Genomic DNA, 10891 nt, shown 5'->3' with positions numbered 1-10891 from the left:
TACAGGCCACGCCATTCGTTGTTGCGCCGCTTGCCCGCACAGAGGTGCGGGCGGCGCAGCGCGCCTAGACTGGCATGGCCTGTAGGGCCCACGCGGGTAGGATTTATATGTCAACAGACCCTAGTGCGTTAGTGCAGGCTGCCGTTGAGCGAAAATTCGAGGTCATTGGAGAAGCGCTGAATCAACTCGGCAAGATGGACCCCGCTTTGGCGAAGAAGATTCCAGATCTTCCTCAAGTGGTCGCCTTCCGAAACCAGTTGATTCATGGTTATGCGACGATCAAAGCGGCCACCGTCTGGCACATCACGCAAAGCGCGCTACCAGATCTATTGGCGGCAGTGCAAGCCTTGCTGCAAGAATCTTCGGACTAAGGCCATCGGCAACGTCATGCACCTCACCGCCGATCACCCCTCAGTCAAGGCGCACTGAAGGGCTCCGCCTCAGAAGACGTCAACTTGTTGGCGCCTCTTACCTCTTCGCCCACTATGATCCTGCCTGTTGGCTTGGCTGCTGTTTGCGCCAAGCGTTGCCACCTTAAGGGTTCAAAGTGGAAAAGATTTTGTCGGGGGTTGGGTCGCTGCTGTATCGCATGCGGTTCACGATGCTGTTCTTCTATGTCGGCTTGGTCGGCATTATTTTTGGCATCTTGGGCAAGTTCCTGATCGAAACCTACAAGCTGATGAACACCTTGCTGTTTGGCGATCTGCAAAAGATCGACCTGATCATCAAGGTGTTGGAGCTGGTCGACATGACCATGGTGGCGCAGTTGGTGTGGGTGGTGGCCTTGGCCGGGGTCTCCTTGTTTGTGACCACCGGCCACTTTGACAAGAGCGACATGAAAAAGCCGGACTGGCTGGACCATGTGAACACCTACAACCTGAAGCTGAAGTTGGCGTTTGCCATCATCTCGATCTCGGGCGTGCACGCCTTGAAGACCTATCTCAGCGGCGATCTGACCCTGGCCAGTGTGCAGGTGGTGACCATGATTGCCATCATCCACTTCACTTTTGTGCTCTCGGCCATCGGCATCTCTTTCGCAGAGCGGCTAACCCGAGACAGCAGCCACGACGCCAAGGCCGCCAGCGGCGAGCATTGAGCACTCGCTCGCCCCGCCCTGTTCCCTGGTGAAACATCCGGGTTGAAGCCTCGCTTTTTGACGCTTTAGGCCAGCGGCAGCCTCTGAGAATAAAGGGGTCATGCTGCTGCCCGCTCGCCACCCGCCTGCCTCGCTGCGCTCTGGAGCACAAGGGTTCACCTTGATCGAATTGATCATGGTGATTGTTATCTTGGGCGTCTTAGCGGCGGTGGCCATGCCCAAGTTCATGAATATGCGAAGCGATGCCCGCATTGCAGCTGTGCGAGGCATGGAAGCAGCGGTGAAAGGGACCCTGGAACACTATGCCAAGTGCGTGGTGTCCACATCGACGTGCAATGTCAACAATGGCTACTACCCTTTGACCGCTGCCTCCACCGTGGTGGTCAACGGTGTCACTCACTGTCTGCAGTACGGCTACCCCTGGGATGATCGCACCGGCCAGGGTGGGGGCTTGCCGGCCTTGATGAACCACTCGGGCTTTGTGGACCTTTACAACTACCCCGCTGTCGTCGGCACGCCCATGGGCCTGTCCAGTGCTAGCAACCCGCTGACCTGCAGCGTGACCTATCGAACGCCGTCGGCCGCTGGGGTGGCACCTAGCGTCACTGTGGACATCAGCGGATGTTGAACCCACGCTGGCCCCTGCCCGCCTTGCTGACCTGGCTGTCAGCCTGGGCCCTGATGATCTTGGCACCGCGCTTCGGCGTAGACGCTTGGGTGGCGGGGGCCGTTGCGGTGGGCTGGTCTTTGTCCATCGCGCTGCTGCAAAGCCAGCGCTGGCGGCGCCTGATGGTAGGCGCGGGCTTTCCGCTGTCTTGGTTGATGCTGCAAGGCGGCGCGATCAGCACCTGGCCCGCGTGGGCCTGGCTGGTGCCACTGGCGGTGCTGGCCGTGCTCTACCCACGCAGCACCTGGGGTGATGCGCCGCTGTTTCCCACACCCAAGAATGCTCTGGAAGGCCTAGGCCACGCATTGCCGCTGCCAGCAGGCGCCAAGGTCATGGATGCGGGCTGCGGTCTGGGCGATGGCCTGTTGGCGCTGCGCCGCGAGTATCCGCAAGTCGAGCTGCGCGGCCTGGAATGGAGTGCCCCGCTGCGCTGGGCCTGCGCTTGGCGCTGTGGCTTTGCGCAGGTGCGGCGCGGCGACATTTGGGCAACCGACTGGAGCAGCCTGGATATGGTGTATCTGTTCCAGCGCCCTGAGAGCATGCCCAAAGCACGCGATAAGGCTTTACGCGAGCTGCGCCCTGGCGCCTGGCTGGTGAGCCTGGAATTTGAAGTGGTCGGCTGGACGCCGCACACCAAGCTGGAGACCGTGCCTGGCAAGCCCGTGTGGCTGTATCAAGCGCCGTTTGGCACGACCGCACCCAAGCGATGTACCGCCGCCATGGCACGAGCCTGCGGCAAGAGCTGCCAAGCCAAGGTCAGTTGCGAGCCTACTCGCCGACCAGCCCGTTCCGAATTGCATACACCGTGAGTTCGGCGTTATTGGCCAGTGCCAGCTTTTCCAACACGCGGGCGCGGTAAACGCTGACGGTCTTGGGCGACAGCGTCAGCTCGGTGGCAATGTCCGACAAGCGCTTGCCCGAGGCAATCATCACCAAGGTTTGCAGCTCACGGTCTGAGAGCTTTTCATGGGCGTTGGCCACGTCGGGCGTGGTCAAGCTTTCGACCAGCATCTGGGCGATGTCTGGCGTTACATACTTACGACCTTGTGCCACGGTGCGCACGGCTTGAACCAAGGCGGCTGGGTCACCGCCCTTGTTGACATAGCCATAGGCGCCGGCCTTCAGCGCGCGGATGGCGTATTGGTCTTCGGGGTACATGCTGACGACCAAAACCTTGATGGTCGAGCCTTCGTCCTTGAGCACATGCAGCACATCCAGGCCGCTGCGGCCCGGCATATTGATGTCCAGCACCAGCACATCGCAGGTCTCGGTGCGCAGCAGGCTACGCAGCTCGCCGTAGTCGCCGACTTCGCCGATCACCTCAATGTCGGGTGCGTCTGAGAGGGTGTCGCGAATGCCGCGACGGATCAGGGCGTGGTCGTCACAGATGATCACGCGAGTCATACGTCTCCCCAGGAACTTGGATCGTGCGGTGGCTCATGCAGCGAACCGTCGTGGTCAACGGCGGCTGCGGCGCCAGCATCGAGTGGAATGGACAGAATCAAGGTGGTTCCCGCAGCGCCGCTGGAGAGATCAACCCAGCCGCCCACGGTAGAGGCGCGCTCATGCAAGCCTCGGATGCCAAAGCTTTTGACCTTGGCCAAGTCAGTATCGGTTAAGCCGCGCCCGTTGTCGCTCACTTCAAGCGACATCACACCCTGAGCCACTGACAAATCGATGCTGACGCGCGTGGCCTGGGCATGCTTGGACACATTGGTCAGCGCCTCTTGCGCGGTGCGGTAGGCCACCAGGGGCACGCCGGGCGGCAGTTGCGGGTTATCGGTGCTGGTGCGAAACGCGCACAAGATGCCCGTGCGGCGCTCAAAGCGGTTGGCCATCCACTGCAGCGCGGCCACTAAGCCTTGCTCCAGAATGGCCGGGCGCAGGTTATGCATGATGCGCTGGCTGGCTTCCAGCGCATGGGTCACTGTTTCCATGGCGCTGTCCAGGCGCAGCTTCACTTCAGGCGTGCTGGCGGCATTGCGCGCCAGCCAAGCCAGCTCAAACTTCAGGGCGCTGAGGCTGCCGCCTACGTCGTCATGGATCTCGCGGGCAATCGCGGCGCGCTCCATCTCCACACTGGTTTGCAAATGCTGGGCCAGCTCAGACAGGCGCTGGCGCGACGCCGCCAAGGCCTGGTCTGAGGCCAGTTTGGCGCGTTGGGTCTCCGCCGCCTCAAAGGCATGCTCCACCGCTGGCCCCAGGCGGGCCAGATTGCCTTTGAGCAAATAGTCGCTGGCGCCATTGCGCATGGCGGTGACAGCCACGTCCTCGCCGATCTCGCCTGACACCAAGATGAAGGGCGAGGTCACACCCAACTCGCGCACGATCTCCAAGGCCTTGATGCCCGAGAACCCCGGAATGTTGTAGTCCGACAAGATGACATCCCAGCGCTGCGCCAAGGCGGCCCTGAAAGCGTCTTCGGTGTCGACTCGTTCACAGTCCACCGCCAAGCCACCTCGTCGGAGGTGGGCCATGGCGAGTTCGTGGTCCATGTCCGAGTCTTCGAGATGAAGCAGGCGCAAGGTCCGCAGGGGCGCAGAGGCTGTCATGGTCAAAGTATCACCCAGACCGGCGCGGCTGGGCCGCTGGCTTTACTTCGAAATGAACGGTGAATCGGGGTGTGATCTGCTCAATCGACAAAGGCAGTCTGCCGAAGAATACCCATTAGCACCCTTGTGGGGCGACACCCACCCAAAGCAGGCCCAAAGGCCTTTGCCAAGGCCACTTGTCACACCACAGGGCATCCCAGCCCCTGGAGCCACGATGTGCAACCTTGACGCCAGTGTTCCGGAACCACCTGACAAGCGCGCGCTGCTGGTGGCGACCGACCTGCAGGACCACCTAATGGTGGCCTCGAATGACTTAGAGCGCCTGCAACGCTTGCTGGACGACGCCAGCGAGTCACTCTCGGGTCACTTTTACAGTGCGACCCATCACATACAGGGCCTGCTGAAGGTGGCGGCCCTGCAGCCGGTGGACGACGGCGGCCAGATGCACGAGGCCATGCGCGATCTGGCGGGCGCCATCACCGCACTGCAGTTTCATGACATGGCCACCCAACTGATCACCCACACGCAGCGCCGATTGCGCGGCTGTGCCGACAAGATCGCCCGAGAGGCCATGGGGGATGACGAAGATGGCGAAACCATCGTCGAAGAGATCCCCACCAAACCGAATCCTGTGACACAAGACGAGATGGACGCTGGGTCCGTCGACTTGTTTTGACACCAATCTGCCTGCCCCCACTCAGAGAAACCCCGGAGAAAAGCGATGCATTCCATTCTTGCCGTTGACGATTCGCCCTCGATGCGCCAAATGGTGACCTTCACCTTGAAGAACGCCGGCTTCAACGTCGTTGAGGCGGTGGACGGCCAAGACGCCTGGGAGAAGGCCAACCAGCGCGACTTCAACCTGGTGCTGACCGACCAGAACATGCCTCGCATGGACGGCATCAGCCTGACCAAGAAGCTGCGCGAGAACCCCAAGTTTCAAACCACGCCCATTCTGATCCTGACCACCGAGTCCAGCGATCAAATGAAGCAAGCAGGCCGTGCCGCCGGTGCCACCGGATGGCTGGTGAAGCCCTTTGACCCGGCCAAGCTGATCGAAGTGATCGGCAAGGTCATCCGCTGACGCGGGCACGGGCAGACACCTCTCTTTTTGGAGCCAGACCTCATGGGCGAGACCTCACAAGACAGCGCCAGCGCAAGTGCCGGCATTGACCTCAGCCAGTTCTACCAAGTCTTCTTTGAAGAGGCGGGCGAAAACCTGGAACAGATGGAGCAAAAGCTCCTGGAGCTGGATGTCAGCGCGGCGGATGATGAAGAGCTGAATGCCATCTTCCGTTGCGCCCACTCCGTCAAAGGTGGGGCGGCCACATTTGGCTTCTCTGACGTGGCCGAACTGACCCATCACATGGAGACGCTGCTGGACAAGCTGCGCCGCCATGAGCTGCAACCCACCTCGGCGATGGTGGACGTGCTGCTGGCCTCCGGGGATGCCCTCAAGTTCATGCTCAGCCGCCACCAAGGCGGCGGCGGTGATCCCATCGACACCTCTGAATTGGTAGGTCGCATTCGCGCCATGGCTGAAGGCGCCGGTGAGCCGGTGGCTGCCGCGCCAGCACCAGCCCCTGTGGCCTCCGTGCCCGTGGCCGAAGCCCCAGCGCAGGTCGCCCCCAGCCCCAGCGCACCGGCAGGCAACCGCGTGCTGGACTTAACCGTAGGCCCGCTGGAGCAACCCGATCAGGCCGACAGTTTGTTTGATCTCTTCAAGGAGATCACCGCGTTGGGCACGATAGAGCCCTTGGATGCGGGACGCGCCGCCGACGGCGTACGCCGCTTCAAGATCACCACCACCGCCAGCGACGACGACCTGTTGGACTTGTTCACCTTCCATGTGGATCGCGACAAGCTCCAACTCAAAGCTTATGGCCCTGGCTATGGCTTCCATGACGGCGCGCCGGGCGCGCCGCAAGCCGATGCCAGCCCTGCTCCAGCGTCCGCCCCACAGCTGGGCTACGGCTTCTTCGACGACGCACCCGGTGCGCCTGGCTTAGAGGCCAACCACAGCGCCCCGGTGCCCAGCGCAGCGGCCAGCGCTGTCGCAGCACCCGCACCTGCGGCCGCCGCCGCGGCCAAGCCCGCCGCCAAGGTAGAAGCTCGCGGTGCGGCCCAAGGGCCAGACTCCACCACCTTGCGCGTCTCGGTGGAGAAGGTGGACCAGCTCATCAATTTGGTGGGCGAGCTCGTAATCACCCAGGCCATGCTGGCGCAAAACAGCCGCAGCGTCGAGGAAGGCGTATCGCAGCAGTTGCTCTCTGGCTTGGCCGACTTGGAACGTAACACCCGCGACCTGCAAGAAGCGGTGATGTCGATCCGCATGATTCCCATGTCCATGGTCTTCAACCGCTTCCCACGCATGCTGCGTGACCTGGCGGCCAAGCTGGGCAAGAAGGTCGAACTGGTCACCCAAGGTGAAGCGACCGAGCTGGATAAGGGCCTGGTCGAAAAGATCACCGACCCGCTGACGCACTTGGTGCGCAACAGCTGCGACCACGGCATTGAACAGCCCAACGAGCGCTTGGCCAAGGGCAAGCCAGAGCACGGCACGGTGACGTTGATCGCCTCGCATCAAGGCGGCTCTATCGTCATCGAGGTGCGCGACGATGGCCGCGGCCTGTCCCGCGAGAAACTGCTGAAGAAAGCCCGCGAACGGGGTATTGACGCACCAGACAGCATGACGGACCAAGAGGTCTATGGCCTGATCTTTGCGCCGGGCTTCTCGACGGCCGATCAAGTCACCGATGTTTCGGGTCGCGGTGTCGGCATGGACGTGGTGAAGAAGAACATCACCTCACTGGGTGGCACCGTGGACATCGACTCTGCCGAGGGCTACGGCATGAGCGTCAAGGTGCGGCTACCACTGACCCTGGCCATCATGGACGGCATGAGCATCGGCGTGGGCGACGAGGTCTACATCCTGCCGCTGTCTTCGGTGGTCGAGTCCTTCCAGGTGGAAGAAACCATGATCAAAACCATCGGCGGCTCGGGTCGCGTGGTAGAGGTGCGCGACGAGTTCATGCCGGTGATTGAGCTGGAAAAAGTCTTCCATGTGCCGCGCTTCGACTTTGAAAACGTCTCCAACATCATGGTGGTGGTGGAGGCCGAAGGCGGGCGCATGGCGCTGCTGGTGGACGAGTTGCTCGGCCAGCAACAGGTGGTGGTCAAGAACCTCGAAGCCAATTACCGCAAGGTCAATGACGTGTCAGGTGCCACCATCATGGGCGATGGCCGAGTAGCCCTGATTCTCGACATTGGCGCACTGGTGCGCCGCAAGCTGCACTGAGCCAAACCTCTCGCTGCACTTCCCTGGCGCTGCACGGCTCATACCCCTGTGCCCTCGCATACCAGTTGCAGCGGGTAGGCACCACTGAGAACCAAATGTCCTTTGTGAACAACCTCAAGCTGGCACCCAGGATGGCACTGGCCTTCGGCCTGCAAATGACGATCACGGCGGTTATCGTGATCATTTCGATTGCGTCCGCCAGGAGCACGGAATCAGAGTTTAAGCAGGTGCAGGGCAACTACTTGCCCAAGGTCTTCACACTGGTGGAGTGGGAGACCGAGCTCAATGAGATTGCCCGATCAACACGCAATATGCTGATCATGGACAACGAAGCGGATGTGGCCAAGCAGCGTCAAGAGATAGACAGCAGCCGTGCCAACATCAAAAAATATGCCGAGGCCTTGGAGGCCACCATTGTCAGTACTGAAGGCAAGACCGCCCTGGCCGAACTGATGAAGGTCAAGGCGAACTTCACTCAGGATCTCGACGAGTTCATGGGCCTGGTGGCCAAGGGTGACAAGGACGGTGCTCGCAAACAACTCCTGGAAAAGACACGCATCACCCAACTGGCCTACATCGAGGCGATGGACAAGCTGACTACTCAGCAAAAGGCAATGCTGGACACAGCGGCCGCAGAGGTCCACGAGGAAACCGCATCGGAGATTACCTTGCTGGTCAGCGGCTTGATCATCGCGGTGCTGCTCAGTGTGGTCATGTCTTGGTGGCTGGTGCGCAGCATCACCACCCCCATGAAAGAGGCCCTGGCTCTCTCAGGGGCGGTCGCTCAGGGTGACCGCTCCTACTCCATCCAAGCTGAGGGCCGCAACGAAATGGCCGTGCTCATGCGCAGCTTAGGCACCATGAGCCAACGCTTGAGTGATGTGGTGGGAACGGTCCGGGTGAACGCTGAAGCCGTGGCGACAGCCAGCGCACAGATTGCGCAAGGCACCCAAGACTTAAGCCAACGCACCGAAGAGCAAGCCTCTTCCCTGCAGCAAACCGCCTCCTCGATGGAAGAACTTGGATCGACGGTCAAAAACAATGCGGACAACGCCCGCCAGGCCAACCAATTGGCTCAACAGGCCTCCGGCGTCGCCCAGCAAGGTGGCGGCGTGGTGGCGGATGTCGTCAACACCATGGGCGAGATCAAAACGTTGCTCCAAGCTTCGGTCGAGCGCATCGACGGCGGCACCCGTCTGGTGCAAGACGCGGGCACCACCATGACCGACATCGTGCAATCGGTGCAGCGTGTCACCGAAACCATTCAAGGCATCACCCAGACCACAGCCCAGCAGAGCGACGGCATCAGCCAAGTCAATGGTGCTGTCAGCCAACTGGATCAAATGCCCCAACAGAACGCCGCCTTGGTCGAACAAAGTGCCGCAGCAGCGGAGAGCTTGCGCGACCAAGCTGAGCGCTTGAATGCGGTGGTCGCCCGATTCCGGGTGGCCGCATAACTCCCTGACTGACCCGAAGTTGTCGCCAATCATGATTCAACTACTTCGCCAACTGTCCATTCAAAAACGCCTGATCGGCGCCATGGGCCTGATCAGCTTGGTGCTGGTGGGTCTGGGCGCCTGGGCTGCCTTGGCCTATAAGGAAGTACAGAGCCAGGCCGACCAAATGCTGAAGTGGCAGATGGACACCCAACAAGACAGCAGCACCGTCTTGGCGTCTCTGGAGCGCATGGCCAGAATGGAACAAGCCGTGCTGTTGACGGCCAACAATGCCGTCGAAGCCGCCGAACAAAAGGCCGCTTGGGCAAAACAAGTCAAAACAGCCAGCGAATTGTTGGAGGCCGCCAAAGTCGCTGACAGCAGCGACGCCCAGCGCACCACCCAAGTCACCGACGGTTTGGCTGCCTTTAAGGCCTATGCGGCCGAGGTGGAGCCCGTATTGCAGAAGGTGGTGGACGCCAAGATTGATGCCAATGCAGGCTACGCCTACATCAGCCGCGCCCAGCCTTCGCTGAACCAGGCTCGCACTTCGCTGGGCGCCCGGGCCACTGCCACCCAAGACAGCATCACCCAACTCCGCGCTCAACAGCGCGAACAGGGGCAGATGCAATCCAATTTCCGCGCGGGCAGTGCCTTGTTGTTGATGGTGATGGCGATGTGGCTGATGGTGAACGTGGCCCGCTCGGTCACTCGCCCGCTGAACGACGCGGCCGCTCAAGCCCAGCGCATGGCCGAGGGTGACTTGAACGCCGTGGCGGCCGACCAAGGCCGTGATGAGGTGCATGACTTCATGACCGCCCTGGATCACATGCGCAGTTCGCTGCGCGGCGTGGTGGGGAAGGTACGAGACGGCTCTCACAGCATTCACCTGGCCAGCACGGAGGTGGCCTCTGGCAACCTCGACCTGAGCCAACGCACGGAGCAGACCGCCAGCAACCTGCAGCGCACCGCCAGCGCCATGGAAGAGCTGACCAGCACGGTGCAGCACAGCGCCGAGTCGGCCACTCAGGCCAACCAACTCGCGGCCTCGGCCGCCGAAGCAGCCCAACGCGGAGGCAAGGTGGTGGCCGAGGTGGTGTCCAACATGGCAGAAATCTCAGGCGCCAGCCGCAAGATTGCCGACATCACCAGCGTGATCGACGGCATTGCCTTCCAAACCAATATCTTGGCGCTGAATGCCGCCGTCGAAGCTGCCCGCGCGGGCGAGCAAGGCCGTGGCTTTGCCGTGGTGGCCGGTGAAGTGCGTTCGCTAGCCCAGCGCTCGGCTGAAGCGGCCCGCGAGATCAAGTCGCTGATCGGCGGCTCGGTCGAGAAGGTGGAGACCGGCGCCCGCCTGGTGGGGGTGGCCGGCGCCGCCATTGACGAGCTGGTGTCGTCGGTGAATCGCGTCAGCGACATCATTGGCGAGATTTCTTCGGCGGCCGTGGAGCAAAGCAAGGGCATCAGCGAGGTCAACACCTCGGTGGCTGAGCTGGACCAAATGACGCAGCAAAACGCGGCCCTGGTGGAGCAAGGCGCCGCCGCAGCGGCCAGCATGCGCTCGCAGACCGAGCTATTGATCTCGGCGGTGTCCGCCTTCCAGTTGGGTGATGCCCCTAGCGGCAGCGGCGCCAGCGCGGCTGCCTACAACCCGCAACCACCTATGCCTACCCTCGCCGCCCATGAGGCCGCTGCAAAGCAGGTGCTGGCCCACGCTGCAAAGCCTGCGCCCGCACCGGCCCGCCCCGCGTCCGCCCCTCTGGCTAGCCCAGCTCCCAAAGCCGCTGCTGACGACAGTGACTGGGAAACATTTTGAGCCCTTGAATGCCTTCACTGACGTGC

11 protein-coding genes are annotated in these 10891 nt (G+C 61.7%); 9 read left to right on the top strand and 2 right to left on the bottom strand.

The features are described from left to right. The first annotated feature begins 107 nt into the window (after positions 1 to 107). The 4 genes from ACIQ3Q_RS17805 to ACIQ3Q_RS17790 all read left to right on the top strand — a co-directional run bounded on the left by ACIQ3Q_RS17805 (position 108) and on the right by ACIQ3Q_RS17790 (position 2572). Positions 108 to 371, top strand: a complete 264-nt coding sequence (locus tag ACIQ3Q_RS17805; RefSeq protein ID WP_396270519.1) for a DUF86 domain-containing protein — start codon at positions 108 to 110, stop codon at positions 369 to 371. Between the two features lie 218 nt (positions 372 to 589). Continuing rightward, positions 590 to 1096: a YqhA family protein gene (locus ACIQ3Q_RS17800; protein ID WP_396270518.1), complete on the top strand. Its 507-nt coding sequence runs from the start codon at positions 590 to 592 to the stop codon at positions 1094 to 1096. Positions 1097 to 1196: 100 nt separating this feature from the next. Continuing rightward, positions 1197 to 1724, top strand: coding sequence for a type II secretion system protein (locus tag ACIQ3Q_RS17795; protein WP_396270517.1), 528 nt, complete (start codon positions 1197 to 1199; stop codon positions 1722 to 1724). Beyond that, complete coding sequence (locus ACIQ3Q_RS17790) at positions 1718 to 2572, top strand: class I SAM-dependent methyltransferase (RefSeq protein ID WP_396270516.1); 855 nt, start codon at positions 1718 to 1720, stop codon at positions 2570 to 2572. Before ACIQ3Q_RS17795 ends, ACIQ3Q_RS17790 begins: the two co-directional genes overlap by 7 nt. Here the strand turns inward: ACIQ3Q_RS17790 and ACIQ3Q_RS17785 are convergent. After that, complete coding sequence (locus ACIQ3Q_RS17785) at positions 2532 to 3167, bottom strand: response regulator (protein ID WP_396270515.1); 636 nt, start codon at positions 3165 to 3167, stop codon at positions 2532 to 2534. The two genes, ACIQ3Q_RS17790 and ACIQ3Q_RS17785, sit on opposite strands and share 41 nt — an antisense overlap. Continuing rightward, complete coding sequence (locus tag ACIQ3Q_RS17780) at positions 3164 to 4315, bottom strand: histidine kinase (protein WP_396270514.1); 1152 nt, start codon at positions 4313 to 4315, stop codon at positions 3164 to 3166. Before ACIQ3Q_RS17780 ends, ACIQ3Q_RS17785 begins: the two co-directional genes overlap by 4 nt. A 214-nt stretch (positions 4316 to 4529) precedes the next feature. On the opposite strand from ACIQ3Q_RS17780, the gene ACIQ3Q_RS17775 reads away from it, so the two are divergent. From ACIQ3Q_RS17775 to ACIQ3Q_RS17755, 5 genes are all read left to right on the top strand, one after another. After that, positions 4530 to 4991, top strand: a complete 462-nt coding sequence (locus tag ACIQ3Q_RS17775; protein WP_396270513.1) for a hypothetical protein — start codon at positions 4530 to 4532, stop codon at positions 4989 to 4991. 45 nt (positions 4992 to 5036) lie between these two features. Next, positions 5037 to 5399, top strand: a complete 363-nt coding sequence (locus tag ACIQ3Q_RS17770; RefSeq protein ID WP_396270512.1) for a response regulator — start codon at positions 5037 to 5039, stop codon at positions 5397 to 5399. A 42-nt stretch (positions 5400 to 5441) separates the two neighbouring features. After that, positions 5442 to 7613, top strand: a complete 2172-nt coding sequence (locus ACIQ3Q_RS17765; RefSeq protein ID WP_396270511.1) for a chemotaxis protein CheA — start codon at positions 5442 to 5444, stop codon at positions 7611 to 7613. A 95-nt stretch (positions 7614 to 7708) separates the two neighbouring features. Next, positions 7709 to 9070 carry an MCP four helix bundle domain-containing protein gene (locus ACIQ3Q_RS17760; RefSeq protein WP_396270510.1) on the top strand — a complete coding sequence of 454 codons (1362 nt, stop codon included), beginning with the start codon at positions 7709 to 7711 and terminating at the stop codon, positions 9068 to 9070. 31 nt (positions 9071 to 9101) lie between these two features. Continuing rightward, positions 9102 to 10865: a methyl-accepting chemotaxis protein gene (locus ACIQ3Q_RS17755; RefSeq protein WP_396270509.1), complete on the top strand. Its 1764-nt coding sequence runs from the start codon at positions 9102 to 9104 to the stop codon at positions 10863 to 10865. The last annotated feature ends 26 nt before the right edge of the window (positions 10866 to 10891 follow it).

It is taken from the genome of Ideonella sp., from assembly GCF_044358605.1.
Lineage (GTDB): Bacteria > Pseudomonadota > Gammaproteobacteria > Burkholderiales > Burkholderiaceae_C > Ideonella.
This window is presented reverse-complemented; position numbering and strand designations above follow the sequence as displayed.

Coding starts and splice junctions, on each gene's coding strand:
- ACIQ3Q_RS17800 (WP_396270518.1), top strand. CDS start 590: ATGCGGTTCACGATGCTGTTCTTCTATGTCGGCTTGGTCGGCATTATT.
- ACIQ3Q_RS17790 (WP_396270516.1), top strand. CDS start 1,718: ATGTTGAACCCACGCTGGCCCCTGCCCGCCTTGCTGACCTGGCTGTCA.
- ACIQ3Q_RS17770 (WP_396270512.1), top strand. CDS start 5,037: ATGCATTCCATTCTTGCCGTTGACGATTCGCCCTCGATGCGCCAAATG.
- ACIQ3Q_RS17785 (WP_396270515.1), bottom strand. CDS start 3,167: ATGACTCGCGTGATCATCTGTGACGACCACGCCCTGATCCGTCGCGGC.
- ACIQ3Q_RS17760 (WP_396270510.1), top strand. CDS start 7,709: ATGTCCTTTGTGAACAACCTCAAGCTGGCACCCAGGATGGCACTGGCC.
- ACIQ3Q_RS17805 (WP_396270519.1), top strand. CDS start 108: ATGTCAACAGACCCTAGTGCGTTAGTGCAGGCTGCCGTTGAGCGAAAA.
- ACIQ3Q_RS17775 (WP_396270513.1), top strand. CDS start 4,530: ATGTGCAACCTTGACGCCAGTGTTCCGGAACCACCTGACAAGCGCGCG.
- ACIQ3Q_RS17765 (WP_396270511.1), top strand. CDS start 5,442: ATGGGCGAGACCTCACAAGACAGCGCCAGCGCAAGTGCCGGCATTGAC.
- ACIQ3Q_RS17795 (WP_396270517.1), top strand. CDS start 1,197: ATGCTGCTGCCCGCTCGCCACCCGCCTGCCTCGCTGCGCTCTGGAGCA.
- ACIQ3Q_RS17780 (WP_396270514.1), bottom strand. CDS start 4,315: ATGACAGCCTCTGCGCCCCTGCGGACCTTGCGCCTGCTTCATCTCGAA.
- ACIQ3Q_RS17755 (WP_396270509.1), top strand. CDS start 9,102: ATGATTCAACTACTTCGCCAACTGTCCATTCAAAAACGCCTGATCGGC.